Raw genomic sequence first — 25,928 nt, 5'->3', positions numbered from 1 at the left:
TTTCCAGCCATTGCGGAGTACAGCCGACATTGTCGGGGGTCGGCGGCCCCCCTTGCGGGTGCAACGCCCGCTTTCACTCAGTTTTTGATAGCTATCAGCGCTTAACCCATAAGCGCTTCATGCCATTTTGATGCTGAATTCCTTCAGGCCAAGCGCCGGACTTCTTGTTGCAACTTTACACAGGCACACCAATCCAACACGGGAGGGTTACATGGGCCGCGCACACTGGCCCTCAACCGCTGGAACGGTCGTACCGGCGGACCAACCCCTTTGATAAGGAACCACACGATGTCTTTCTTCCAACGCCGTATCGCCGCCGCCGCCATGATGGCCGCCCTCGCCCTGCCCGTGCTGGCCCAGCCAGCCCCCGCCATGCCACCCGCCGCGGGTGCCTCGGCCGAACAGGCCCACAAGCCGGGCGACCGGCAAGAGCGCCGCCAGGCCCATATGGCCCAACGCATCGACGCCCTCAAGGCACAACTGAAACTGACGCCGGCGCAAGAACCCGCCTGGACCGCCTTCACCACCGCCATGCAACCAGCCGAGCGCCCCGCCCGCCTGGACCGCACGATGGACCGCAAGGAAATGGAAAAGCTCACCACCCCCGAGCGCATCGACCGCATGCGCGCTCTGCGCGCCCAGCACGCCGCCGAGGCCGACCGCCGCGGCGAAGCCACCAAAACCTTCTATGCCGCCCTGACGCCAGAGCAGCAAAAGACCTTCGACGCCCAGGCCCAGCGCATGCACGGCATGCACAGCAAGGGTGGCCATGGCGGCAAAGGCGATCACCGTGGGCACCATGGCGACGGGGGCCATGGCGATGATGGCCGCCACGGCATGATGCGCGGCGGCGACATGCCTATGGGCGGCCCCGCCCGTTAATACCCCAGGCAGGGGCGCCATGCCCTGATCTGCGTTCTCCACCGAAGCCCGGCGCCTACCAAGGTGCCGGGCTTTTTTTGCGTTTGTGGATAACGCTGGGGGCATTGCTGGCACAACCGGGCAGTTATCCACAGCACAACCAAAAAACCAAAAGTTGTTATCTGCCGGCAGCAAAGTTCACCGGCCTCCCCCCACATACTTTCAGGCGACGCAACTGCGCGCCAGCATTCAGGAAAAATGCCTTGTCCACACAAACGGGCGCCCTCTATTACTACTACTATTTATATATAGAACCATAGAAGAACAACCAAAACCTTCTTTGCGCCCCTGAGGCCGCCCTGAATGCTCTAAAAATGGCGCGCGGCCTGCCCCGTACCCCCACCGGAAAAACCTGTGCACCTTGCGAACCACCTGAAAACCTGGGCCAGAACTGTCAAGCGGGACGGCGTCACGCTGTGGTTCGCCGCGCAGCACCCGCAGACACCTTGGTATGCCAAGGCGCTGGGCGTGTTGGTGGTGGCCTATGCCTTGAGCCCCATTGACCTGATTCCGGACTTCATCCCCGTGCTGGGCTACCTGGACGACGTGTTGCTGTTGCCGGGGCTGATCTGGCTGGTGATCCGGCTGATGCCGGCGCCCGTACTGCAGGAATGCCGCGACCAGGCCGACCGGTGGATCAAGACCGAAGGCGGCAAACCCACCAGCCGCATCGGCGCCGTGCTGATCGTGATCTGCTGGATTGGCGCCGGCCTGGCACTGTGGCACTGGCTGATCCAACCCTGGCTGGCTGCATAGCGCCTTCTGGCCCCTTTTTGCTATTGAATAAATAGCTAATAGCGCTGAATGGACGGGCGCTAACGCCTGATTTCCATCAAAACTTGTGCACACCCGGTGCATGTGCACAAAACGGGGGATAGTTTTGGCACAACCGGGCAGTTATCCACAGAAAGGCGGCCCGGCCCGGTTTTATCCCCGTGCGGCGGACAGCGGCAGCCGGGCTGCGTCCACAGGGTTGGAGGCGACGCAAGTGGTTGTCAAGCCAAGGCAAAAGGCACTTGTCCACAGAAAAAGCCGCCTTCTACTACTACCACTATGTATTTATAGAAGTCTTTAATTAATAACAAGCCAACAAGTCCCCCGCCGCGTTCTTCCTGAAGGGATAACGCCTTTCGGACGGTAAAAAATGGGGCAAAAAAAACCGCAGGCCAGGCTGCGGTGGGTGGAAAAACCGGGGGGTGAATCTGCCTCAGGGCGTATCGGGCCGCAGGAAGGCCTCCAGAAGGTCCGTGGGCAGAGGGCGGCTGAACAGATAGCCCTGGTAGAGGTGACAGCCCGCGCGGGCCAGCAAATCGCGTTGTTCGGGGGTTTCGACGCCTTCGGCGATAACTTCCAGGCCCAGGCTGCGCGACAGGGCGATGATGGTGTCCACAATGGCGGCGTCGTTGGGGTCGGTGAGCAGGTCGCGCACAAAGCTCTGGTCGATCTTGAGCTGGTCCAGCGGCATGCGCTTGAGGTAGCCCAGGCTGGAATACCCGGTGCCAAAGTCGTCCAGCGAAAAGCCCACGCCATACGAGCGCAGCGCCGCCATGGTGGCGATGGTGGTTTCCATGTCTTCCACCAGCAGGCTTTCGGTCAGCTCCAGCTTGAGTTTTTCCGAGGGTGCGCCAGTGATGGCCAACACCCGGGCCACGTCGTCCACAAAACTGGCATGGCGAAACTGGCGCGAGCTTACGTTGACGGCCATGGTCAGGTGCGCCAGCTGCGGATCGCTCTGCCAGTGGGCCAGCTGCATGCAGGCGTGGTGCAGCACCCAGCGGCCCAGCGGCAGGATGAGCCCGGTCTCTTCGGCCAGCGCAATGAATTGCGCGGGCGACACCATTCCCCTTTGCGGGTGGGCCCAGCGCACCAGCGCTTCCACCCCGACGCACTGGCCCGCCTGGTCGATCTGCGGTTGGTAATGCAGCAGGAATTCGTCTTGCGACAGGGCTGAGCGCAGGTCTTCCTCCAGTGCGGCGCGCGCGGTCACCACGGCCTGCATTTCAGGGTTGAAAAAGCGCAAGGTGTTGCGCCCGGCGGTCTTGGCCTGGTACATGGCCAGGTCGGCCTGTTTGAGCAGCTCGCCCACGCTGGTCTGGTCGCCCTCAAACGGCGCGATGCCGATGCTGGGGGTGCTGCGGTACTGGTAGCCCTTGAGCGCATAGGGCACGGCCAGCATGGCCAGGATTTTTTCGCCCACGCCCAGGGCATCCCGGGCCAGTTCTTCGGGGTTCTGGCTGAGCTCTTCCAGCATCACCACGAACTCGTCGCCACCCAGGCGCGCCACGGTGTCCACGCTGCGCACGCAGCTGTTCAGGCGCTGCGCCACCAGCTGCAGCAACAGATCGCCCTGGTCGTGGCCCAGGGTGTCGTTGAGGGTCTTGAAGTTGTCCAGGTCGATGAACAGCAGCGCTCCGCCCTGCTGGCGCCGTTGGGCGCTGGCCAGCGCCTGGCCCATGCGGTCCATCAGCAGCATGCGGTTGGGCAGGCCGGTGAGCGCGTCGTAGAACGCCAGGCGCTGGATCTCGCGCTCGGTGGCCTTGCGCGCACGGATGTCGGTGTTGATGGCCAGCACCGAATGGCCCTCGCCGGCATCGTCTTTCACCAGTGTCCAGCGCCCTTCCACATCGATGGGGCTGCCGTCGCGGTGCCGCTGCACGATTTCGCCGGTCCACTCGCCATGTTCCAGGGTGGCCCGGGTGGCGCGGCGAAACTGCGTGGGGTCGTCGTACAGCAGGGTCTCGATGGACTGGCCCAGCGCCTGCAGTTGCGACCAGCCATACAGCCGCTCGGCACTCTTGTTCCAGTAGATGATGCGGTGCTCGAGATCGCGCACGATGATGGCGTCCTGGGCCTTGTCGAGCAGCGAGGCCTGGTGGCGGATGCGCTTGTCGGACATCTGCCGGTCGATCTCGGCCGAGGCGCGGCTGGCAAAGATGCGCAGGGTCGAGGTCACGAAGTCGGGGTTGCTGAGCGGCTGGCGGAACACCACAAAGATCATGCCGAGCACCTCGCCATCGGCGTTGCACAGCTGCTGCCCGACATAGCCTTGCGCTGCGATCTGGCGCAGGATGGGCGCTTCGGGATACTGCTGCGCTGCGTTTTCCTGCACCACCACCTGGGGCTGGCTGAGCAGCAGCAGGCTGGGTGTGCCGGCCAGCGCGTATTCGATGTTCGGCAGTTTCTTGCCATCCAGCACCGCCGCCAGTGCCACCGCGCGCGGCGCCTGCCCCTGCTGCGTCGGCAGCAGGCGGCCCACGCAGCCCACCTCGGCGCCCAGGGCCTCGGCCATGTTCTTGGCCAGCTGCACAAAGAACTCGGTGCCCGTGCTGGCCGACACAGCGGCCGCCATCTTGAGCACTGCGGACTGCAAGCGCTGCTGTTCCATGCGGGCGCGCAGGCTCATGATGCCGAAGGCCAGGTCGTTGGCCAGTTGTTGCAGCAGCGTTGCCTCGTCAGTGCTGATGTGCAGGATCTCGGGCGCATACAGGTACAGCAGACCCAAGGTGTGCTCGCGTTCGCGCAAGGGCAGGCAGATCACGCCGTGAAAGCCGTGCTCCAGCATGCGCTCGGTCCAGTCGGCAAAGCTCGCTTCGGTGCGGATGTCCTGCACGATCACGGGGGCGCCGCTGCGCACCGCCACACCGGCTGGGCCCTGCCCGTAGGGGCTGTCTTCGGACCAGCTCAGCTGCAACGCCTCAAGATACCGGTCGTTGTAGCCCGCATGGGCAGCGAATTCGATTGATCTGGATTCGTCGTTCAGCGCAAAACCCACCCAGCCCATGCGGTAGCCGCCAATGTCCACGGCGATCTGGCAGATTTCCTGCAACAGCGTGGCCTCAGACGTGGCGCGCACCAGGGCCTCGTTGCAGGCGCTGAGCAGGCGTTGCGCCCGGCCCATGCGGCGCAGCTCGTCTTCGGTGCGCACCCGTTCGGTGACATCAATGGCCAGCACCTGGCGGGCAGCCACCCCGTTGAAACTGATGTTGCCCGCGGAAATCTCCATCTGCATCAGCGTGCCGTCCTTGCGGACATGCCGGCGCACCACGAAGGCGTCGGGTGGCAACTGAAACATGTCGTGCAGCCGCTCCCTGAGGCCGGGACGGTCCTTGGGGTCGCACACCGCGGGCAGGTCCAGCTGCAGCAGCTCGGCCTCGGTGTAGCCATAGTGCGCAACCATGGCCTTGTTGACCGCCAGCAGGCGCAGGCTGTCCTTCGCGTACACCCACATGGGGTGCGGGTGCGCGTCGAACAGCATGCGGTATTGCAGCTCCGAGGCATGCAGCTGGCTGGCCACGTGGCGCAGCTGCACCATGGTGCCCAGGGACTCGGTCAGGATCTCCAGGTGGGCCACGTCGCGGGTCGAGAAGGCGTGGGGCCGGTCGGAGGCGAGCATGAGCGATCCCACCACCGCATTGCCCGCCCGCAAGGGGGCCGCTGCTACCGACCGGATGCCACGCCAGTGCGGCTTGGATCCCAGGTCCCAGCCTTCGGCATTGGTGTCATGGCAGACCACGGTGCGGCCCTGCTGCAGCGCGGGCCACACCAGGCTTTGCTCCACCGGCAGCCGCATGCCCTGGGGGCGCACCATGTCGCCCGCGGATGCGTGGGCCACCAGGTGCGCGCCTTCGAGCAGATCCACCATGGCACCGCGTGCGCCGGTCTGCTCCAGCACCGTCCGGGCCACCAGGGCCAGCACCTCGGGCAGCGGCAGGTCCATGGATGACATGCGCTGCTGCAGCTGCAGCAGCTGGGCGTGGTTGTGCGCATCGCGCCGCGTTTCCATTTCGGCGAGCTTCTGGGCGCTGATGTCTGCCATACCGCCAACCATGCGCACGGCCCGGCCATCGCCATCGCGGATCAGGAAACCGCGGTCCAGCACCCAGGCATAGCTGTCGTCCTGGCGGCGAAAGCGGTATTCGGCCCACCAGTGGCTGGTGTTGCCAACAATGGCTGCGTGGATGCTGCGCAGCAGCTCGGCGCTTTCATCGGGATGCAGGCGCAGGGTCCACGATCGGCTGTCGGGCAGCAACTCGCCTGGCGGAACGCCGAACAGGTTCTGCATGCCCTCGTTCCACCACATGGCATCGGTGGAAAGGTTCCAGTCCCAGATGGCGTCGGCCGTGGCGCGCGCCACCAGGTGAAAGCGCTCCTCGTTGATGCGTGCCGCGCGGGCGGCCTCGCCCAGCGTTTCGCTCTTTTTCACCAGCTCGGCATGCATCCGGTCGCGTTCCTGCACCAGTTGCGACCATTGGCGTTGCTGGCGGCGCAGCTCCAGCATCACCATGGCCTGGCCGGCCAAAATCTTCAGGCCCTCCAGCTGCTCATCGGCCAACGGGCGGGGCACCGTGTCCAGCACCGCCAGCGTGCCCAGCGCCGCGCCTTCGGGGGTGACCAGCGGGAAGCAGGCATACAGCCGGATATGCGGCTCGCCCAGCACGAGCGGGTTGTCGGCAAACAGCGGGTGCTGGCGCGCGTCGGCCACCACCAGGGGGTCGCGGCTGCCGCTCAGTGCATGGCTGCAAAACGCAATAGCCCGGTCGGTCTGTTTGAAGGGCACGCCCACGGCTGCCTTGAACCACTGGCGTTCGCTGTCCAGAAAATTGACCACCGCCATCGGCGTGCTGCAGATGCGTGCGGCCAGAATGGCCAGCTGGTCAAACGCTTCTTCGGCGGGCGTGTCCAGGATGGCATAAGACTGCAGCGCATTCAGGCGCGCGGTTTCCTGGGGGTCGTTTTGTGCAGGCGGCACGCGCACTATCCCCATGGGCCGCCAAGGCAGCATGGTGAGGCGAGCATGAATATCGGCATTGCCTGCATGGAGTGTCCAGACCGCAAAGAACAGGGAACAGGTGGAACGATATTGAAAAGCCCAGGGGAGGTGGCAGCGGCAGGCGGGGCGTTTCTGCCACGGGATGTTAATGCCATACCGCGCAGATGCTTTCAGGCATCCCGCCCGGGCGCCTGTTATGCGGCCCGCTTCTGGCGCCGTGCGCGCACCGCGGCTGCCAGGTTTTCGAGCACCGGCACCGTCTGCGCCAGGCTGATGCAGGCGTCGGTGACCGACACCCCGTGCCGCAGCGGCTGGCCGGGCACGATGTCCTGGCGGCCTTCCTGCAGGTGGCTCTCGATCATCAGGCCGGTGATGCGCGCATCGCCTGCGGCAATCTGCTGGGCCACCTCGGCGGCCACCGTGATCTGGCGCTGGTGCTGCTTGCTGCTGTTGGCGTGGCTCACGTCGATCATCACCTGCTCGCGCAGCCCGGCGGCCTGGAGCACGGCGCAGGTTGCATCCACATCGGCCTTTTGGTAGTTGGGCTGCTTGCCGCCGCGCAGGATCACATGGCAGTCGTGGTTGCCACGCGTTTCAAAAATGGCGGCCTGGCCCATCTTGGTCATGCCCATGAAGGCGTGCGGCGCCTGCGCGGCCTGGATGGCGTCGCTGGCCACCTTCACGCCACCATCGGTGCCGTTCTTGAAGCCCACGGGGCACGACAGGCCCGATGCGAGCTGCCGGTGGCTCTGGCTCTCGGTGGTGCGTGCGCCAATGGCGCCCCAGCTCACCAGGTCGCTGATGAACTGCGGGCTGAGCAGGTCGAGGAACTCGGTGCCCACCGGCAGGCCCACGGCCAGCACATCCAGCAGCAACTGGCGGGCCAGCTCCAGCCCTTCGTTGATGGCAAAACTGCCGTCCATGCGTGGATCGTTGATGTAGCCCTTCCAGCCCACGGTGGTGCGGGGTTTTTCAAAATAGACGCGCATCACGATGAGCAGATCCTGGCCCAGCGCATCGGCCTGGGCCTTGAGTGCGTGCGCGTATTCCAGCGCCTGGCCATGGTCGTGGATGGAGCACGGCCCCACCACCACGATCAGCCGGTCGTCCTGCCCGTGCAGCACGCGCGAGATGGCGGTGCGGCTGGCTTCCACCAGCGCCTGCGCGGCGTCGGGCGCGGGCAGCCATTCCTGCAGCAGCGCAGGGGTGATGAGCGGGCGCACGGCCTTGATGCGTGTGTCATCAATGCGCGTGGCGTCGTGGGTGGAAACGGGGTGGGCAGAGTGTTGGGCGTGGGTCATGGTGGCACCGATTGTCGCGCGGCACGCCCACCGCACCGTGACAGGGCCGCCCGGCCCTTCAGAGTCGGCGAAACGATGCGTTCTGGCGGGACCAGTAGCGCGATTGCAGATGATCAAGCCGCACCGTTCCACCCGAGGATGGCGCATGCACAAAGCGCCCTTCGCCCACGTAGATGCCCGCATGGGTGGGTGCGCGCCCTGTGCCAAACACCACCATGTCGCCGCTGCGCAGTTCGCCATTGGCCACCTGCTGCCCCCAGCCGCTGAGCTGCGCCACCGTGCGCGGTGGCGCCGTGCCCACGCGGTGGCGATAGACATAGCCGATCAGCCCGCTGCAGTCAAAGCCCGAATCCGGCGTGTTGCCGCCATAGCGATAGGGCGTGCCCACCAGCCCCAGTGCGTGAATGGCGATGTCGTGCGCCTGCTCGTCCGACAGTTGCGATGCCGCGCTGCGCCACGGGGCGGGCGGTGACGGGGAAGACGGCGGCGGCGTGCTGCAGCCGCCCAGCCCCAGCAGGACGACAGCGCAGGCCACGCAGGCCAGAGGGGGAAATGCGCGCATGGGCCGAAGGGTAATGCAAGGGCGGGGCCACGGCCCATAGCCCGATGGTGCCGTAGGGATTTGCATCAAAAACAGTTGCTGGCGCACAACCCATCAGCGCGGGAAGCTATCTTTTATGAAGCGCCGCAATATGCAGGTTCAGCCCCACCGCCGCGCGGCGGCGGGTGGGGGCAGCGGCCCAGTGGCGCCACACCGATCAGCCAGGCATGGGCCCACAGCGCAACATAGACGGCCTTTCGGTGGAGGAAGTGGCGCGATTATGGGCAAGCGCGATGACTGGTTACGTTTTCAAGCAAAAAAGGCCTGTGGCGCTTGATGGATAAGCGCTTAAAGCTATAAAAAAAGGAGTAAAAATTGCGTGCGCGCTTCACGCGTTGGCAGCGTGCTGCGCCAGCAGCTTGCCCACCGCAGGCTTGGCGCAGCGCTGCAGCGCCATCAGCAGGGCATGGTCTGGCTGGGCCACGCGCCATTGCGTGCGCAGGTCGTGCTGCATGCGCGCCAGCAGGGCGGCTGCCATTTCGGCGTCGGCCAGCGCCCGGTGGGCCTGACCGGTACGCGGCAGGCCGTGGTAATCAACCAGCACACCAAGTTTGTGGCTGGGCGCTTGCGGGTATAGGCGCCGCGACAGCAGCACGGTGCACGCAAACGGCTGCGGCGCGGGCTGCCCGGCCAGGGCCAGCTCGGCCTGCCAGAACTTGCTGTCAAACGACGCGTTGTGCGCCACCATGGGCGCGTTGCCCACAAAACGCGCGGCTTGCGCCATCACGGTGGCCGCGTCGGGCGCGGCGTTCACCATGGCATTGGTGATGCCGGTGAGCTGGGTGATGAAGGATGGAATCCACGCGCCGGTTTTCATCAGGCTCTGGAACCGGTCCACCACCTGCCCTTTTTCCAGCAGCACGATGGCCACCTCGGTGGCGCGCGCGCCCTGGCCGGGCGAGATGCCGGTGGTTTCAAAGTCGATGACGGCGATGGGGTGGGACATGGATTGCTTGAATGGTGGGCATGTCATATTTCCACACATTTTTTGGCTGCAGCGCTTATGTATCAAGCGCTACCAGCTATCAATAACAAAGCATCAAGCCTTCTTCAAAAACTCCGACTTCAGCAGCATGCTGCCCAGGTCGGTCTTGCAGTCCACGTTGTGGCCATCGGCGCCATCGACCAGGCGAATGCTTTTGATCTTGGTGCCCTTCTTGAGCGTGGACGACGAGCCCTTGACCTTGAGGTCTTTCACCAGGATCACCGCATCGCCATCGGCCAGCGGGTTGCCATTCGCGTCGCGCACGATGCCGTCGCCTGCATCGGCGTCGGTGTCTGCTGTATCAGCCACTTGCGGCCATTCAAACGCGCAGTCGGGGCACACGTAGCTGCTGCCGTCGGGGTAGGTGTTCTCCAGGCCACATTGGGGGCAGGCGGGCACGGTGTGGGGCATGGGGTTCTTTCTGGTTGCAGTGGTGGTGACAAGGGCTGGCGACTGTACAGCGGCTACAGCGGCGCGCGTTGCTCCAGCGCAAACGGCGGCAGCCCTTTGAGCAGGCGCTGCCCGTAGCTGGTGCGCGTCAGGCGCTTGTCGTAGCAATAGACATGCGCCATGTCTTCTTCGGTGCGGATCGCGCGGCCCACCCATTGCGCCAGGCGGATGGCGGTGGCGGGCACCACCAGTTCGCTGAAGGGGTCGCGGCCCACGGCGCGCAGCCATTCGGCGCGGGTCTCGCCCACGGGGTCGTCGGGCGGGGCAAAGGGCAGCTTGGTGATGAAGACCGATTCGCACAGGCGCCCCGGCAAATCCAGCCCCTCGCCAAACGACTGCATGCCGAAGATGACCGAGGGCTCACCGTTGTCCACCCGCTCGCGGTGGCGGCGCAGCAGCTGCGTGCGCGGCAGTGCGTTCTGCACCAGCACCACGCTGCGCATGGCGGTGGGCAGCGCATCGACGGCCTGGCGCATCTGCTCGCGCGAGGTGAACAGCACCAGCGCGCCGTATTCCACGCGGGCAATGTCGTGCAGCAGCGCATCGACCATTTCGGCGGTGAACTGCGCGGCGTTCTTGGGGTCGGCACGCGTTTCGGCGGCGATCAGCGTGCCCTGCGCGGCGTAGTTGAAGGGGCTGGGCACTTCGAGCGTGGTGGCGGCATCGTCGCCATGCAGGCCCGCCTCGCGCAAAAAGAAGTCAAAGTGCCCGCAGCTGGTGAGCGTGGCCGAGGTCAGCACCGCGCCGCGCACCGCGCTCCACAGGTGGTTGCGCAGCATGGTGCCGGGCAGGATGGGGCTGGCGTGCGCCTTGACCACGATGAAGTCGCCGTCCGTCTCCAGCGTGAACCATTTGGCGGCTGGCACAAAGGTGTGATCTGCGCCCTCGGGCGCGTCCTGCAGCAGCAGTTGCGCGGTGGCGTGCAGCGCTTCCAGGCGCGGCGCCAGCATGCCGATCTGCGCATACAGCGTGGACAGGCGCCTGGCCTCGTCGGGCTTGTCGCGCATCTCGGCGCGCAGCGCTTTGCTGATGGCGCGCAGCGCTTCCAGAAAGCCATCGGCACTGGCGGCCAGCAGGCCCAGCGGGGCGATCAGTTGCTCGGGCAGCTCGCCACGCGGCGCCCGCACGCGCGCCGGGCCCCAGGTGTCCTTCTGGCTCTTGAGCGCGGGGCCATACACATCCATCACGATGCGCGCCAGGTCCTGCAATGTCTGCCGCAGCTGGGCCGCGTGTTTGGGGATGTCGGCAATCTCTTCCACCTCCAGCAGTGCGCCAATGCGCAGGCCCCGGCTGGAGAGGCGCTCGATCCAGGTGATGCGCGACAAATCCATGCTGCACGCAAACTGGTCGAGCGCCGTGGCGGGCAGGTGGTGGGCTTCGTCCAGCACCAGCAGGCAGTTGTCCAGCTCGGGCAGCACGCGCGCGCCCAGCGACGACAGCAGCAGATCGTGGTTGGCCACGATCACCTGCGCGCCCACCAGCTCCTTGCGTTTTTCGTAATAAGTGCACTGGCTGAAGGCCGGGCAGTGCTTGCCCGTGCACGACGCGCCCTCGGCCGCCACGGGGCTCCACACCTCGGGCTCGGGCGGGTTATCGAGGCTGTCGCGGTCGCCATCCCACGCGCCCTTGGCCAGGGTTTGCGCCATGGTCGAATAAAACTGCATGCGCGCCTCGGTCTCTTGGTGCGAGCGTTTGTGGCGGGCGCTGGCGGCCTCTTCGGGGAACAGGTCGTCATCGTCCTCGCCATGCGCCTCGCCCGTGCCCGCCAGCCGGTCGAGCTTGAGCTTGCACACATAGCGCCCACGCCCCTTGGCCAGCGCAAACTTGAACGGCTGGGGCATGCGCGCGGCCAGCGCGGGCAGGTCCTTGTTCACCAATTGCTCCTGCAGCGCCACCGTGGCAGTCGAGATCAGCACCCGCGTGCCGCGTGCCAGCGCCAGCGCAATGGCGGGCGCGCAATACGCCAGCGACTTGCCCACGCCCGTGCCCGCCTGGATGACGGCAATGGCGCGCGTGGGCGCGGCCTCGCCACCCTCCTCATCCACCTTGCCCAGCGTGGCCGTACTGAACGTGCGCGCCACCTGCTCGGCCATCAACCGCTGGCCAGCGCGGCTGCGAAACCCTGCCGTGGCCTGCACCACCGCATCAAACGACTGCAGGGCCGCCTGGGCCCACTCTGTAGAAGACATAGGGGGGAGAGTGTGGCACAGGGTGTGGGCGGAAAGAATCACTGATAAAAATGGCGTGTGGCGCTTTATGGATAAGCGCTGTTAGCTATATATTCAATAGCAATCAGGATGGGTGAAGGCGCTTTGGCGCCAGGTCGATACCGTGTGTGCACCAAGGGCCTGACACGACTGCGGCAGCGCTAGATGAAAGAGCATAGACTGATAATATATACAGTATTTTTGGGCCTGGGAAGGCATGCCAACTTCCATGGTCCCAGCGTTTTGCCCCTTAGTCTCTGGCCTCTTTCAGAGGCCGATGAAACAGGTTCTTGAAAGGCGTTCGGTATGAAAATCCTGCCCACCCAGTTGGACGGCCAATCCATCCGCCGCGTGTACGACGAAAGCACGGAAACCTGGTGGTTCTCTGTGATTGACGTGGTGCAGGTGCTGACGCAGCAGCCGGATGATTTGACCGCTCGGAAATACTGGAACCAGCTCAAGCGGCGGCTTGTCAACGAAGGCAGTCAACTGGTGACAGCCTGTCACCAGTTGAAAATGCCCGCCGCTGATGGCAAACAGCGCCTGACCGACGTAGCCACCGCCGAAACCCTGCTGCGGCTCGTGCAATCCGTCCCCAAGGCCGAACCCATCAAGCTCTGGCTGGCCAAGGTGGGTTACGAGCGCATGCAGGAGATGGCCGACCCGGCGTTGTCGCTCGACCGAGCCCGCCAGACCTGGCAGCAGCATGGCCGCAGCGACCAATGGATCCAGCAGCGCATGACCGGGCAGGAAACCCGCAACAAGCTGACCGATTACTGGAGTGAGCACGACATCAAGGCGGGCAGTGAATTCGCCATCCTCACCAACATCATTCACCAGGAGTGGGCGGGCGTGAGCGTGGCACAGCACAAAGACATGAAGGGCCTCAGCAGCCACAACCTGCGTGACCACATGAGCGAGGCCGAGCTGATCTTCACCGCCCTGGCCGAACTATCGACCCGCCAGATTGCCGAAAGCGTGCAAGCCACCGGCATGGCCGAAAACAAGACGGCCGCCCAAACCGGTGGCCGCATCGCACGCCAGGCCCGCAACCAGCTGGAGAGCCAGACCGGTAAACCGGTGGTGACAGGGGCCAACTACCTGCCGCCGGTGGCGTCCAAGGCCGACAAGAAAGACAAGCCCGCCAAAGCCATCAAGGCACCCAGGAAGTCGTAAAGCACGGGCACAACGAAATCACCTGGAGCAGATGGAGCAGATAGGCTTCAGGCCGCTATCCGCTCCACAGCAGTTCACGCCCCATCTTTTCGCGGCAATGCCCCGCCCGCCGAGCGCAGCATGCGAATGGCATCAAACGGGCACCGCAGCGCGCACAGCGCGCACCCCGTGCAGCCCGCGGCATCGTGCAACTGCGCCCGCTTGGGCCCCCATGCCGAAACTCCTTCAACCTGCAGCGACAGCACATGCGGCGGGCACACCGCCACGCACCAGCCGCAGCCGGTGCAGCGGGCGGGGTCGATGCTGGGCAGGGCTTTGGCGGGCATGGTGCGGGCGTTGCGTGGTCAGACAGCGCCATTGGAAGAATCAGCCGCCGCAGCCACCCATGCCGTCAGGCCGTGCGGCGGCCATAGGCACAAAACCCCGGCTTGGGGCTTTTCTTTTGCGGGTGCAGGCGGCAGGTTTCGGGCCGCTGGTCATACACCGTGCACAGCCGCGTGGTGGGGTGCAAAAAGTTGCAATCCCCACTGGCCCGCCGGGCCATCGTGAAGACCACGTTCTTGTGGTTGAAGTGGTCAATCAGCCGCGCCTTTTGCAGGCGCTTGGCAATGTGCCGGGGCTCCTCATGCTCGGCCTCGAACGCATCCACCAAGCCAAGCCGCACCAGGTCGGGCAACTGCACCTCCAGCGGCATGGTGCAGCAGTTGGCGGCGCAGGTGTCGCACAGGCCAGCGCGGTAGCGGGACCAGGTGTCGAGGCGGTCGACGTTGACGATGGAGATGGGAGAGCGCATGGGGGTGGGATTGTGCCTAATCTCCATCCGCCCAGGCGCGCACGGCGCGGTGCACGGTGTCTGTGGGCAAGAACTCCTGCTCCAGCCGCCCTTTTTCCTGCGCGCGCAGGTGTCCGTCCAGCCCAGCTTCATCGGGCCCCAACGGGCCGCAGGCGGTTGCGGGCGCGTGCACCGGCTCGGCCACGGCCAGTGGCTGGTGGGCGTTGAAGGTGGCGCGGTCCATCAGCAGTGCCCGCAGGTGCGGCACATGGCCACGCGCGATGGCGAGCATGTGCAGGCCCCAGGTGTCCAGGTCGCCCCAGTAGGCCACTTGGCGCTCTTGCAGCCATGGCGTTGCAAGCCACCCCAGGTTGAGCCCCGCGCCCAGCACGGCGATGGTGCCCGCCAGGGGCTGGGGCAGTTGGTGCAGGCTGCGTTCGTTTTCTACCAGCAGGATGCGGCGGGCGGGCAGCGGTGTGGTCAGCAGCTCGCTGGCGCGCACGCGCTGGCGTGCAAAAGGCAGCAGGCCGGGGGCCAGTGGGGTGATGAGCAGCCAGTGGTCATCCTCCGGCAGCGCGCCCAAAAAGCCGAGCAGCCCTTGGCGGCTGGCCTCGCCGTCAAAGCGCTCGTCCAGCAAGGCGGTGAGCAGGCTGGCGTGGCGCTCGAAGAATTTGCTGTCGTTGCCCTGCACGGCCAATGCACGCAGGGGCTTGCCCTGGGCGCAGCCGGGCTCCAGTTGCAGCGCCATGCGTGCGGCGGTGATGACGGCTTCGGTCGGTGTGTCGCGCCACTGCACCAGGCGGCGCACCAGCAGGCGCTGAAAGCCGCTGCGCTCCACCGCCGCGATGAGCGTGCTGAGCCGGGCATAGTCCTTGTGGACCTGTGCATGCCCCGGCACCTTGAAGTGGCCGATGGCCGCCACGCACTGCGAGGGCTTGGCCAGCTGCCAGTGCGTGGGCACGGCGATGGCGTCGCTGCTGCCACGGTAGCGCCGCTCTTGCCATTGCACGCTGCCCAGGCCGTGCTGCTCCACCGCGCGCCACTGTTGCAGATGGCTGCGCAGCGCGGCGGCGTCACCGATGAAGACAGCGGAGTCGGGTTGGCCGATGGAGAGGGTCAGCGGCCACGCGGCGCCACCGCCCAGAAGCTGGCGCTCGCGCCAATCGGCGCTGTGCCATTGCTGGGCCAGTTTGGCCGCCAGGGTTTGGGGTGATTTCATGCCGGTGATGCATCGTCCAGCGCATCGCCCGTCACCGTTGAAACGGGCGCCGCAGGCGACTCAGGGGGTGCTTTTCTGAATGCATCAATCTCCTCCCAGCGCAACGATGCCAACGTGGCCTGCGCACCCCGCCGGTGCACCACCACGGCGCTGCGCGTGTGGTTGCGCAGCAGGCGCACTTCCTTGTTGGGCGTGACGAACAGCGCGTGCAAGCCAAACTCACGCAGCGCCTGGATGATGCGCGCGGCCACGGCCTGCGAGCTTTTGGAGAACGCTTCGTCCAGCACGATGGTGCCGAACACCGGGCGGCTGGCGCCGTCGGGGCACAGCGCGTAGCTCAGTGATGCGGTGAGCACGTAGCTGGCGATGATTTCTTTCTCGCCCCCACTGCCGCCTTGCGAGCCGGTGCGCCGCTCCAGCATCTGGCCGCTGCCCCGCTCCAGCACCAGCACGGCAAACTGCAAGCGGTAGCGGGCGTCCAGCAGCGCCTGCGCGGCCTTGCTGCGGCGGTTGGTGGCGTGGGTTTGCAGCATCTCCACGATGGCGCGCAGCGCGCGGTAGTGGCTTTGGCCGCCATCGTCGCGCAGGCTTTCGGTGCGCAGCTGGGCCTGGGCGCGGTTGAGCTCTTGCAGGCTCTGGTGCACGACGGCGCGGGGCTCCAGTTGCAGGTAGCGGCCGGGCTGAAAATCCACGCGCCGCAATGTGGCGTTGAGCTGGGCAATGCGCTCTTCAATGTCTGCCACCTGCGCGGCAATGCCATTGAGCAGGGTGTCCACGCCCTGCTGCGAGGTGTTGTTGAGGTATTCCTGAAACCGCTGGCGCTTGTGCGGCAGGGCTTCTTCCTCCAGCACCTGCAGGCGCTGCAGGTAGTGGGGCAGCGCATCCACCTCTTGCCCGTGGTCGGCCAGCGCGCCCCGGTCTTCGGCCTTGGCTTTGCCCATCTGGCGCACGATGTCGGTGTGCAGGGTGTTGAGCTTCTTGCTGGCCTCGGTGGTTTTGGCTTGCACGGCAGTGCCTGCGTCGCGCTCCTGGGCTTCGAGGTTGTCGCCATCGAGCGGGGGCAGGCGGTGGCCGGTACTGGTCAGCTGTGCAGCAAAGTCGGCGGCGATCACTGGCGCGCCAGCGCTGCGCGCCTGGTAAGCGCTGTGCTTCGTCTGTGCAGCAGCCTGCAAGGTCTCGTCTTGCGTCTGCGCTGTTTGCAGGTGGCGCAGCTGTTCATCGGCGGTGCGGGTCTGGGCCTGTGCGGCCTCCCAGCGCTGCTGGGCTTGGGCGGTGTCTGAGTCGGGGTGGAGCAGCGCCTGCAGTTGCTGCTCTTTGTGCTGCAACTGCGCATCGGCGGCAGTGGTGTCCAGGTCGTCGTGCTGCAGCGCTTGCAGTGCCGCCCACAGTTGGCGCTGCTCCTGCGCGCGGCGCTGGGTGGCAAGGATTTGGATCTTTTCGGCCTCCAGCGCTTGATAGTCAATCGCGAGCAGCTCCTTTTGTTGTAGCAAATGCGCGAGCCGGTCGCGGTTGTCAAAGCCTGTCATCCAGTCCTGGTCCAGCCGCTTTTGGTCCTGCTTGTCAAAGTGGCCGGAGTGGCTGGACATCAGCCCTTGCGCCGTCATGGCGTGGGGTGTGCGCTCCAGGGTTTGCACGTCGGGCACGCAGTGGCGGTCCAGGCCAGACAGCAATTGGCGCAGCGTGTTCAGGTGCGCTGTGGGTGTGGCGGGCTTGAGGTTGAGCTTGCGTGCAAAGCCGTCGGCAAGGAACGCCGCAGGCGTGGCATCGCGCACTTCCAGCAGGCGGACATGCAGCTTGTTGTGCCGCTGGTTCACCCATTGCAGCGCGGCGTGCATCGCCGCCTGGGGCACCAGGATGCGCAGGCGGTGGCTGCCCAGCGCACGCTCGATGGCGCCGCGCCACGCCTGCTCGGCTTTGCGCACCTCGAGCAGCTCGGCGGCAAAGGGCAAGTCGCTCTCTGGCAAGCCCAGATGGTCGGCCAGATCGGTGCGAAAGCGCTGAAACTCCACCGGCAGGTTGGAGCCGGGGCGTTGGCGCACGGCGTCGTATTCGGCCTGGGTCTCGGTCAAGCGGGTGTGGGCGTTGTGGGCTTGGGCGATGGCGTGTTCGGCGCTGGCCTGCAGTTCGGCCTGGCGTGCGTCGATCTGTTCCATCGCGGCCTGTGCTTGGGCCTGGTGGTGGCTCAGGTGATCGGCCCCTGCGTTCTCGCCCAGCCCCAGGTTGCGTGCCAGCGCCTGGTATTGCACCAGATGGCCCTGGATGCGTGCCAGTTCCTTGCGTGCGTGGTCGATGTTCTCGCGCAGCACATTGATATTGGCACCGCCCGCTTGCAGGTACAGGCCGTGCAGATCCTGCTCATGCTTGCGCGCCGTGTGGACGCGCTCTTGCGCTTCCAGCAACTCGCCACTGCGGGCAGCGATCTGTGCCTGCAACTGCGCCACGCGCTGGCCCCACCATTGCACGCCCTGCGCTGCAAACCAGTGGGGCAGTTGCTGCTGCAGCGCCTGCAAGTGCGCCAGGTGCTGGGCCTGCTGCTGCTCGCGTGCGGCCAAATCGCGCAGGGGCAGCAGCGACACCCACTGCGCGTTGGCCAGCTCCAGGTCGGCGTGGATGGAGGCCAGCTCGGCAAACCCATCCACCACTTTCTGCGCGTCGTCAAAGGCCGAATGGTCGTCTAGCACCAGCTCGCGAAAAATCTCGTCAATGCTGTTGAGCTGCTTGAGGCCTGCCGCACGGTTGAGCAGCGTGAAGGCGTTGGGGCCGACCTCAAAAAAACTGTGCAGCTTGGCCAGGTACGGCGCCTTGCTGCTGTACATCTGCAAGCCGTCGCTGTCCTTGGCCAGCCGCGTCAGTGCGCGCGCGCCGCCGCTGTGTTGTTCTTCCAGCCACAGGTCCAGGCTGTGGCCCTGCCCCTGCGCAAAGAACCAGCGCTTTTGCATGTCGCCCGCCGACTGGCTGCTGCCGTCAAACCACAGCAGCGCGCCCAGCCAGACGGATTCCTGCCCCGCCGCGCCCTCGCGCACCAGCCGTGCTGCCACGCCGGTGGCGCAGCGGCCGGGCCGCGCAATGTGGTCGCCGCTGTCATTGCCCTGGCCGCTGGCGCCGCGCACATAGCTCACCAGGTCGCGGTCGCTTTCGTGCCCGCCGGTGGAGGCCAGGTTGTAGCGCGGGCTGGCGCACAGCAGCGTCATCAGCGCATCCACCAGCGTGGTCTTGCCGCTGCCCGTGGGGCCGATGATGGCGCTGTTGCCCGGGTCGATGGCCACCTGGTGGCGGCCCGCAAATGCGCCCCAGTTGTACAGGTGCAGCTCTTGCAGGATGAAGGAGGCGTCGGCGCTCATGGCGTGCCCTCCACCTGGCCTGCGCCGCCTTCGGCCACTTCGCGCAGGCGCAGCAGCAGCGTTTGCAGGTTCTCGGGGTTGAGCAGGTGCACGATCATGGGGCGGATGGTGATGCAGTCTTGCGCATCCACCTCCGTCACCATGCCGTGCGTGCGCAGGTTCTCCAGCAACTGGCCCAGGCGCTTGCGCTCTTGCATGTCGCTGCCCGTGCTGCCAAGGTAGGTTTCGAGCTGTGGCAGCAGGCTGTCCACGGTAACGCGCACTACCGCGCCAGTGCCGCTTTCTTGCTCGCGCTGCAAAAACTCGCGCCGCAAAATCGCCAGCAGCAGCGACTGCTCCAGCGTCAGCCGCTGGCGCTTCATCAGCGGGTGCGTCCAGTCGTCCTGCTCGCTTTCGTCGGCGTCGTCGCCCGCGTAGTCGGGCACCACGGCCAAAAAGGCCAGGCCGCGCACGTCGTCCACCACCACGCGCAAGTCCAGGGGCTCCAGCAGCGCATCGAGCAGCGTCGTTTGCGCCGCGATCACGCTGAACAGTTTGGGCTTGGCGACGGATTCGAGCCAGCCATGGGCCAGCAAAAACTGCAGCGCCTGGCGCACGTTTTGCGGAGTTTTTGCGGGGTTTTGTGCTGCCAGCGGGCTTTCAGAAAGCGCGGGCAGCTCTTCTTTTGATAGTGACTGTGGTGCCTGCTTGTCCACCGCCTGGGCGGCCATGCGGTCAAAAATATCCGGCTCTTGCTCCATCACAGCTCCCACTCCCTGTGCGCCAGTTGCGCGCCATCCAGCGCCACGCGTGGCACCGTAAAGCGCCAGCGCTGGCCACCATCTTCTGTGTCGATGTGCTCCTCGCCCGGCTGCAGATCGATACCCGCCTCGCGCGCCATGGCCAGCCACAGCGCAAAGGTCTCCAGGTCGTGCTCGCCCGGGGGCAGTGCCGCGGCCAGTTCCGCCAAGGTCATTGCTTGGCCCCGGTCTGCCAGCGTTTGCAAGGTGCGCTGCACCAGCGCGTCGCGGTCCAGCCCTTCAAACGCCTGCCAGAACTCGACGTCCATCTGGCCCAGGTCGGCGTATTCGGTGGTCAGCAGCAGCGCGGCCTGCTCGCCGCCGTCCAGCGACTTGGCGCGCAGCCGCTCCACCAGTGGCACGCTGCCCAGGGCCACGCCCAGTGGCGGCAGCGGCGCGCTTTGGCGGCGCACGGCCTGGCGTTGCCAGTCGATGCGCAGGGCCTGTTCCAGCACGTCGTTGAGCAACTGGCCCACGCGCTGGTTCTCGGCCGCCTGGCCGGTTTTCATGAACTGGCTGACCTCGCGCTCGCTGCGCGCGCGCACGGCCTGCACCACCTTGGCTTCTTTGATGAGCTGTTGCACCAGCAGGTGCAGCGTGCTGCGCTGCAGGCCATCGAGCGCATGGTCGGTTGCCGGGTGCGCCAGGATCTGGCGGATGCGTTGGCGCATCTCGGTCAGCTCGGTTTGGTTGGACAGCTGTTGGTGGAAGCTGTCGAACACGCGGCCCTCTTGCGTGTTCAGCAAGTTGGCGTGGCCGTCCAGCAGCTGGTCCATCACCGCGCCCCGGTGGTGGCGGGCGCTGATGATGGCCTCGCGCAGCGCACGGTCGGCATCGCGCCACGAATCCTCCACCCGCCGAAAGTCGGCCCGCAGGCTGACCGACAGCGCATACACCTCGCGAATGCCTTCCACGGCCTGCTCCGCCGTCAACGTGGCGATGTGGCCCGCCTGCACATCATCAAGCTGCTGCTGCAGGTCAGCCATGCGGCGCTGCAGATGCTCGGTGCGGCTTTGCGGGTCGGGGTTGAGCGCGGCCGCCAGGTTGTCGATTTCGCGCTGCACCACGGCCAAGCGTGACGCGGTGGAAGTCATCATCCGACCATCGAGTTGCGCGATGAAACGCAGCGCGGTCTTGAGCGCATCGGTCTCAAAAACACGCCCCTCACGCTCTACCACCAGCCCGCGCCGTATCCACTCGCGCACCTCGCGCCGGGCCTGGCTCAGGGTGTCGGTGCTGTCGATTTCGAAGTCCACTTCGTTGGCATGAGCGGCCAGCATGTCCGCCAGCGCCTGCACGGCGGCATCAAACGGCACGCCATCGCGCTGGTGTTCAAACAGCGCATCCAGGCAACTCAGCACCAGCGGCGCCCGCCGCGACGCCAGCAGCAGCCAGGCCGGGTGCTGCTGGCGGGTTGCGATGTATTTGTGGGTGCGCTGCTGGTTGAGGGTGGGCATGGGCGACGCCGGAGGTATTCCAATGGCTTCCGCCAAGTATTCATCACTTTTAGAGCGGGAGGACATACACGATGGCAAATCACACGAGCGATGCCGATTCGCGTGTACCCGTTACTGACCGAGCTCACCCAGTTGCTTGAGGAAGCTCGTGCTGAAACCTTTCAGATACTGGGTATACCTCTGCTCGTCTTCGCGGCTGTGCGATACCGCTTTCGCGCGGACGATTTGGTCGATCAGCTCCTGTTGCAGCACCTTGTTTTCAAGGATGGCTTTGGCGATAGCCGCTGTGTCGTTTCCCGACTGCAAAGCCGCATCCTTGCCAAGCAAGTAGGCACCTGCCAATTCAGGGTTGTAGTCGGCGGCTTCCATCAGTTTCGACTCCCTTTCGTAGAGCCGATCCATGTTGTCGGCGGCGGCGTAGTTCTGTGCGATGAACAGCAGATCGGTGGCGTCCTTGTTGGAATATTTCCGACGGTCATGCCATGCGATGAGTTTGAGCACAGCCAAGGATGGAAGGGCGCATGTCTTGATGACTAGCCCCGCGCCAAGGTCTACCACCAGCGCACTGCGAAACGCGTCCTCGAACCCGGCCACGTTGAGCACTACGTCATTGCCTGGAGGCCACGCAATCTCGCCCGCAGGGTGCTCTATACGGCCAAACGGGATCAGATCCAGAGGGATACCTTTTGGAGATCCATAGTGCAGCCGGTGGGGCTTGCCATCCACCGCGTGGAACAAGCACGTGTCAACCAGCGCATTCTTCAGGTGTTGAAAGCGGTCCCAGTTGTCAAGGTAGAGCCCGAGGTCCACGTCGCGTGTTGCTCGCTTCACCTCCTGCCCGAAGACGTGGGTCAAGGTAATGTCCCGAGCCATGGCGCCGCCCACAAAGAACGGGATTTCCAGAGCTTCGGTGGCGCTGCGCGCCTCTTCCAGGATCGCGCGCAGGGCAGGGTCTATGTCGCGGTCAGGAAGCCGTTTCAGCATCGAAGATCTCCTTTCTCAGCAGGCTTGCCACATCGCGATTGCGGCCATCCAGGCTGGTCATGAGGTCTGCGTAGATCAGCAGCAACGGTGCGATGGGCTCAGCGCTAGAACTGGGAGGCGTCCAGAAGGCGTCGAGGATTTCAACGGTGCCGTTGGGATCGGGCCGCAGGCGATGCTGCATCAACAGCCCTCCTCGGTCCTTCCAGCAATAGATGGTGGCCAGCTCGGGCTGGAGATAGGAGGTCTTGAGGGCGGCGCCCACCTCGCCCCCCCAAGCCGCCTCTTCCGGCTGCAGCTTGGCGTCCTTCCACCACCGTCCATTCTGCGGTGCGTACCGCTGAGGCTTGAGCTTGTTGCGCAGTGCGATGGGGTAATTGCGGGCCCACTCCGTTCGCAGGGTGTCAACGGCGAGAAGTCTGCGGCTTTGGGTGTCACCGGGGCTCAAGTGGCCCAGGCGTCGAAGGCCTTCCATAGCCTTTGCTGCGGAGCCAAGTGAGACCCCCGCCTTTGTGGCGATGTCGCGTAGCGGGCTTTCCGGCATGCCGGGTTCAGTCAGCAAAGTGAAGATGACCCGTAAGGCGCTTGCAGACCCCATGACCTCATGGCCAGATCCAACGGGCTCTTGTTCAAGCCGTTGCTTGCCAGTGATGAAGACGTAGCAACCGGGAACGTCGATGAAGGCGTTTCCTGCGGTGTCTATGAAGTTCAACCCGGCCTCCCGGCAAAGTGCGGAATTTTTCTTCGACATGTAGGGAACAACAACAAGCCAACTCGGGTGACGAGAGATTGCTGAACTACGGGTTACCTGTGCTCTCAGGGTTTCAATACGCACAACGGTTTTTACTTCCACCGCGAACCGTTGAGCTGGGCCTTCCTTAAGGCGCAGTGCAAGGATGGCATCCGCATCGCCCGGTGATGAAGGAGCCTCTTCTTCAAGAACCTCCCAGTTCAAAGGGGGGCTGGTGGCCTCAATCGCCTTAGTGAGAATACCGCTGTTGTTCATTTGTACATCGTGTTCATTTCGAATGAACGTGAATAATAAATGAACAAAGGCTCCGCAGAAACTCACCTACGAAAGGTTTACAAAACCTTCCAGCCACCCATTCGTTCAAGTAAGCTGGTGCGTCGCCTGTCTGAGATACACCAGCGGTTGATCTGTTGAGGTTCCCGAAGATACCCGGCCCACACATACTTATCCAAAGAAAAAGGCGCTCAATTTGAGCGCCTTTTTCTTTTCTCTGGCAGTACTTTTGCACTAACTTGGCAAAGTTTGCATGTTCTCTATCGTTTGACAACAAGATCAGACGTCAATATTCCCCGCCCGCAGCGCATTCGTTTCAATGAAATCCCGCCGCGGCTCCACCTCATCGCCCATCAGCATCGTGAACACGCGATCTGCCTCGATCGCGTCGTCGATCTGCACGCGCAGCAGGCGGCGCACGGTGGGGTCCATGGTGGTTTCCCACAGCTGCTCGGGGTTCATTTCGCCCAGGCCTTTGTAGCGCTGGCGGCTGGTGGAGCGTTCGGCTTCGCTGATGAGCCACTTCATGGCCTGGCGGAAGTCGCCCACTTTTTCTTCCTTGCGCTTGTCGCCTTCACCGCGCATCACTTTGGCGCCTTCGCCCAGCAGGCCGCGGAAGGTTTCGGCGGCTTCGGCCAGGGCGGCGTAGTCGGCGCCCTGCACGAAGTCTTGCGTGATGACGCTGCTCTTGATGTTGCCGTGGTGGCGGCGGCTGATGCGCAGCAGGGGCTTGTCGGTGCGCGCGTCGAATTCGCCAGCCACTTCGGCGGGGGCGCCAGTGGTGTTGAGTTCGCGCAGCTTGGCCTGGAGCTGCACGGCGCTGGTTTCGGCTTCGGCCACGGTGTCGAGCTGGAGCGAGACGCCGTCGGCAATCGCGCGCAGGGCTTCTGCGTCCATGAAGTTGCCCAGGCGGGCGATGACGCTTTCGGCGATCTGGTGCTTGCGCGCCAGTTCGCCCAGGGTGTCGCCGCTCAGGGTCTGCTCGCCGGCGCTGCCGGTGAACACGCTGGCATGGTTCAGGGCAATGCGCAGCAAAAAGCCGTCGAGCGCGGGTGCGTCCTTCAGATACAACTCTTCCTTGCCGGCCTTCACTTTGTACAGCGGTGGCTGGGCGATGTAGATGTGGCCGCGCTCGACCAGCTCGGGCATCTGGCGGTAGAAGAAGGTCAGCAGCAGGGTGCGGATGTGGGCGCCGTCCACGTCGGCGTCGGTCATGATGATGATGCGGTGGTAGCGCAGCTTGGCGACGTCGAAATCGTCGTTGCCGGTGCTGCCGCCGGCCTTGCCGATGCCGGTGCCCAGGGCCGTGATCAGCGTCAGGATTTCATTGCTGGTCAGCAGCTTTTCGTAGCGCGCTTTTTCCACGTTCAGGATCTTGCCGCGCAGCGGCAGGATGGCCTGGAACTTGCGGTCGCGGCCCTGCTTGGCAGAGCCGCCGGCGGAGTCGCCCTCGACGATGTAGATCTCGCACAGCGCCGGGTCTTTTTCCTGGCAGTCGGCCAGCTTGCCGGGCAGGCCCATGCCGTCGAGCACGCCCTTGCGGCGCGTCATTTCGCGCGCCTTGCGGGCGGCCTCGCGGGCGCGGGCGGCTTCCACGATCTTGCCGCAGATGATCTTGGCGTCGGCCGGGCGCTCCTGCAGATAGTCGGTGAGCAGCTTGCCCACGATGTCTTCCACGGGCGCGCGCACTTCGCTGCTGACGAGCTTGTCCTTGGTCTGGCTGCTGAACTTGGGCTCGGGCACCTTCACGCTCAGCACGCAACAGAGCCCTTCGCGCATGTCGTCGCCGGTCACTTCAACCTTGGCCTTCTTGGCGAACTCGTTTTCTTCGATGTATTTGTTGATGACGCGTGTCATCGCGGCGCGCAGGCCGGTCAGGTGGGTGCCGCCGTCGCGCTGCGGGATGTTGTTGGTGAAGCACAGCACCTGCTCGGTGTAGCCGCTGTTCCACTGCATGGCCACTTCCACGCCGATGTGCGTGCCGGGGATGCCGCCATAGGTTTCGGCCGGGCGCTCGCCCGCCGCGTAGAACGAGGTGGGGTGCAGAACGGTCTTGCCCTTGTTGATGAACTCGACAAAGCCGCGCACGCCGCCGGCGCCCGAAAAGTCGTCTTCCTTGCCGCTGCGTTCGTCTTTCAGGCGAATGCGCACGCCGTTGTTCAGAAAACTCAGCTCGCGCAGGCGCTTGGCCAGGATTTCATAATGGAAATCGCTGTTTTCCTTGAAGATTTCGGTGTCGGGCAAAAAGTGCACTTCGGTGCCGCGCTTTTCGGTGTCGCCGATGACCTTCATGGGCGAGACGTCGACGCCGTCCACCTGGTTGATGATGCGGTTTTGCACAAAGCCCTGGCTGAAGTCCAGCACATGCACCTTGCCTTCGCGGCGTACTGTGAGGCGCAGTTTTTTGGAGAGCGCGTTCACGCAGCTCACGCCCACGCCGTGCAGGCCGCCCGAGACCTTGTAGCTGTTCTGGTTGAACTTGCCGCCGGCGTGCAGCTCGGTCAGCGCGATTTCAGCCGCCGAGCGCTTGGGCTCGTGCTTGTCGTCCATCTTCACGCCGGTGGGAATGCCGCGGCCGTTGTCGGTGACGGAAATCGAGTTGTCGGAGTGGATGGTGACCACGATGTCGTCGCAGTGGCCGGCCAGCGCTTCGTCGATGGAGTTGTCCACCACCTCGAACACCAGGTGGTGCAGCCCCGTGCCGTCGCTCGTGTCGCCGATGTACATGCCGGGGCGCTTGCGCACGGCCTCCAGCCCTTCCAGGATGGTGATGGCGCCTTCGCCGTAGCTTTCGCTGGCGCCGGCCTGGTTGGTGTCGATCTTTTGCACAACGGGCTCACCATTGCCGGTGGAGCCGTTTTCGGTGGGCTCGGGTTGCGTGTTGTCAGCGGTCATGGTGGGCCTTGGGATCCGTGGAAACCGGCGGTTTCCAATGTGTTCAATG

Annotated in this window: 18 protein-coding genes; 3 read left to right on the top strand and 15 right to left on the bottom strand. The window is 64.9% G+C overall.

Annotated elements, in window-relative coordinates; genetic code table 11:
- Positions 1 to 288 precede the first annotated feature (288 nt).
- Entirely contained in the window at positions 289 to 882 is a 594-nt protein-coding gene (locus tag J8G26_RS01330) for a Spy/CpxP family protein refolding chaperone (RefSeq protein WP_210567641.1), read from the top strand.
- Between the two features lie 393 nt (positions 883 to 1,275).
- Entirely contained in the window at positions 1,276 to 1,677 is a 402-nt protein-coding gene (locus tag J8G26_RS01325; RefSeq protein ID WP_210567640.1) for a YkvA family protein, read from the top strand.
- A 451-nt stretch (positions 1,678 to 2,128) separates the two neighbouring features.
- On the opposite strand, the gene J8G26_RS01320 is transcribed toward J8G26_RS01325, so the two are convergent.
- From J8G26_RS01320 to dinG, 6 genes are all read right to left on the bottom strand, one after another.
- Positions 2,129 to 6,670 (bottom strand): EAL domain-containing protein, encoded by a 4,542-nt coding sequence (locus J8G26_RS01320; RefSeq protein WP_349238291.1) that lies wholly within the window; start codon positions 6,668 to 6,670, stop codon positions 2,129 to 2,131.
- A gap of 215 nt (positions 6,671 to 6,885) precedes the next feature.
- Complete coding sequence (locus tag J8G26_RS01315; RefSeq protein ID WP_210567638.1) at positions 6,886 to 7,992, bottom strand: 3-deoxy-7-phosphoheptulonate synthase; 1,107 nt, start codon at positions 7,990 to 7,992, stop codon at positions 6,886 to 6,888.
- Positions 7,993 to 8,050: 58 nt separating this feature from the next.
- Positions 8,051 to 8,554 (bottom strand): C40 family peptidase, encoded by a 504-nt coding sequence (locus J8G26_RS01310; RefSeq protein WP_087742893.1) that lies wholly within the window; start codon positions 8,552 to 8,554, stop codon positions 8,051 to 8,053.
- Positions 8,555 to 8,921: 367 nt separating this feature from the next.
- Positions 8,922 to 9,539, bottom strand: a complete 618-nt coding sequence (locus J8G26_RS01305; RefSeq protein WP_087742892.1) for a 3'-5' exonuclease — start codon at positions 9,537 to 9,539, stop codon at positions 8,922 to 8,924.
- 93 nt (positions 9,540 to 9,632) lie between these two features.
- Complete coding sequence (locus tag J8G26_RS01300) at positions 9,633 to 9,989, bottom strand: zinc ribbon domain-containing protein YjdM (protein ID WP_087742891.1); 357 nt, start codon at positions 9,987 to 9,989, stop codon at positions 9,633 to 9,635.
- Between the two features lie 53 nt (positions 9,990 to 10,042).
- Positions 10,043 to 12,217 (bottom strand): ATP-dependent DNA helicase DinG, encoded by a 2,175-nt coding sequence (gene dinG / locus J8G26_RS01295; RefSeq protein ID WP_210567637.1) that lies wholly within the window; start codon positions 12,215 to 12,217, stop codon positions 10,043 to 10,045.
- Positions 12,218 to 12,541: 324 nt separating this feature from the next.
- Here dinG and J8G26_RS01290 point away from each other — a divergent pair, with 324 nt between their 5' ends.
- Complete coding sequence (locus J8G26_RS01290) at positions 12,542 to 13,411, top strand: BRO family protein (protein ID WP_210567636.1); 870 nt, start codon at positions 12,542 to 12,544, stop codon at positions 13,409 to 13,411.
- Between the two features lie 74 nt (positions 13,412 to 13,485).
- Here the strand turns inward: J8G26_RS01290 and J8G26_RS01285 are convergent, their stop codons facing one another.
- The 9 genes from J8G26_RS01285 to gyrB form a co-directional block, all read right to left on the bottom strand.
- Complete coding sequence (locus J8G26_RS01285; RefSeq protein WP_210567635.1) at positions 13,486 to 13,737, bottom strand: 4Fe-4S binding protein; 252 nt, start codon at positions 13,735 to 13,737, stop codon at positions 13,486 to 13,488.
- 65 nt (positions 13,738 to 13,802) lie between these two features.
- The gene (locus J8G26_RS01280) at positions 13,803 to 14,204 is read right to left on the bottom strand and encodes a YkgJ family cysteine cluster protein (protein ID WP_210567634.1); all 402 of its coding nucleotides are present in this window, start codon (positions 14,202 to 14,204) and stop codon (positions 13,803 to 13,805) included.
- 16 nt (positions 14,205 to 14,220) lie between these two features.
- On the bottom strand, positions 14,221 to 15,402 hold the full coding sequence (locus tag J8G26_RS01275) for a Wadjet anti-phage system protein JetD domain-containing protein (RefSeq protein ID WP_210567633.1): 1,182 nt from the start codon (positions 15,400 to 15,402) through the stop codon (positions 14,221 to 14,223).
- Positions 15,399 to 18,743 (bottom strand): ATP-binding protein, encoded by a 3,345-nt coding sequence (locus J8G26_RS01270; protein ID WP_210567632.1) that lies wholly within the window; start codon positions 18,741 to 18,743, stop codon positions 15,399 to 15,401. The genes J8G26_RS01275 and J8G26_RS01270 overlap by 4 nt, the downstream gene beginning before the upstream one ends.
- A complete protein-coding gene (locus J8G26_RS01265; RefSeq protein ID WP_246881199.1) occupies positions 18,740 to 19,483 on the bottom strand; it encodes a DUF4194 domain-containing protein in 744 nt (247 codons plus the stop codon). Before J8G26_RS01265 ends, J8G26_RS01270 begins: the two co-directional genes overlap by 4 nt.
- Positions 19,483 to 20,979 carry a DUF3375 domain-containing protein gene (locus J8G26_RS01260; RefSeq protein WP_210567630.1) on the bottom strand — a complete coding sequence of 499 codons (1,497 nt, stop codon included), beginning with the start codon at positions 20,977 to 20,979 and terminating at the stop codon, positions 19,483 to 19,485. Before J8G26_RS01260 ends, J8G26_RS01265 begins: the two co-directional genes overlap by 1 nt.
- 111 nt (positions 20,980 to 21,090) lie before the next feature.
- A complete protein-coding gene (locus J8G26_RS01255; RefSeq protein WP_210567629.1) occupies positions 21,091 to 21,963 on the bottom strand; it encodes a nucleotidyl transferase AbiEii/AbiGii toxin family protein in 873 nt (290 codons plus the stop codon).
- Positions 21,944 to 22,966 carry a type IV toxin-antitoxin system AbiEi family antitoxin gene (locus J8G26_RS01250; protein ID WP_210567628.1) on the bottom strand — a complete coding sequence of 341 codons (1,023 nt, stop codon included), beginning with the start codon at positions 22,964 to 22,966 and terminating at the stop codon, positions 21,944 to 21,946. The genes J8G26_RS01255 and J8G26_RS01250 overlap by 20 nt, the downstream gene beginning before the upstream one ends.
- Positions 22,967 to 23,263: 297 nt before the next feature.
- Positions 23,264 to 25,879, bottom strand: coding sequence for a DNA topoisomerase (ATP-hydrolyzing) subunit B (gene gyrB / locus J8G26_RS01245; RefSeq protein ID WP_210567627.1), 2,616 nt, complete (start codon positions 25,877 to 25,879; stop codon positions 23,264 to 23,266).
- Between the last annotated feature and the right edge of the window lie 49 nt (positions 25,880 to 25,928).

It is taken from the genome of Acidovorax sp. JG5 (assembly GCF_017939685.1).
Classification (GTDB): Bacteria; Pseudomonadota; Gammaproteobacteria; order Burkholderiales; family Burkholderiaceae_C; genus Acidovorax.
The sequence above is the reverse complement of the archived record's forward strand: the minus strand, read 5'-3'. Positions and strand labels throughout refer to the sequence as shown.

Coding starts and splice junctions, on each gene's coding strand:
- J8G26_RS01285 (WP_210567635.1), bottom strand. CDS start 13,737: ATGCCCGCCAAAGCCCTGCCCAGCATCGACCCCGCCCGCTGCACCGGC.
- J8G26_RS01275 (WP_210567633.1), bottom strand. CDS start 15,402: ATGAAATCACCCCAAACCCTGGCGGCCAAACTGGCCCAGCAATGGCAC.
- J8G26_RS01265 (WP_246881199.1), bottom strand. CDS start 19,483: ATGGAGCAAGAGCCGGATATTTTTGACCGCATGGCCGCCCAGGCGGTG.
- J8G26_RS01315 (WP_210567638.1), bottom strand. CDS start 7,992: ATGACCCACGCCCAACACTCTGCCCACCCCGTTTCCACCCACGACGCC.
- J8G26_RS01305 (WP_087742892.1), bottom strand. CDS start 9,539: ATGTCCCACCCCATCGCCGTCATCGACTTTGAAACCACCGGCATCTCG.
- J8G26_RS01310 (WP_087742893.1), bottom strand. CDS start 8,554: ATGCGCGCATTTCCCCCTCTGGCCTGCGTGGCCTGCGCTGTCGTCCTG.
- J8G26_RS01300 (WP_087742891.1), bottom strand. CDS start 9,989: ATGCCCCACACCGTGCCCGCCTGCCCCCAATGTGGCCTGGAGAACACC.
- dinG (WP_210567637.1), bottom strand. CDS start 12,217: ATGTCTTCTACAGAGTGGGCCCAGGCGGCCCTGCAGTCGTTTGATGCG.
- J8G26_RS01280 (WP_210567634.1), bottom strand. CDS start 14,204: ATGCGCTCTCCCATCTCCATCGTCAACGTCGACCGCCTCGACACCTGG.
- J8G26_RS01290 (WP_210567636.1), top strand. CDS start 12,542: ATGAAAATCCTGCCCACCCAGTTGGACGGCCAATCCATCCGCCGCGTG.
- J8G26_RS01255 (WP_210567629.1), bottom strand. CDS start 21,963: ATGCTGAAACGGCTTCCTGACCGCGACATAGACCCTGCCCTGCGCGCG.
- gyrB (WP_210567627.1), bottom strand. CDS start 25,879: ATGACCGCTGACAACACGCAACCCGAGCCCACCGAAAACGGCTCCACC.
- J8G26_RS01270 (WP_210567632.1), bottom strand. CDS start 18,743: ATGAGCGCCGACGCCTCCTTCATCCTGCAAGAGCTGCACCTGTACAAC.
- J8G26_RS01260 (WP_210567630.1), bottom strand. CDS start 20,979: ATGCCCACCCTCAACCAGCAGCGCACCCACAAATACATCGCAACCCGC.
- J8G26_RS01330 (WP_210567641.1), top strand. CDS start 289: ATGTCTTTCTTCCAACGCCGTATCGCCGCCGCCGCCATGATGGCCGCC.
- J8G26_RS01250 (WP_210567628.1), bottom strand. CDS start 22,966: ATGAACAACAGCGGTATTCTCACTAAGGCGATTGAGGCCACCAGCCCC.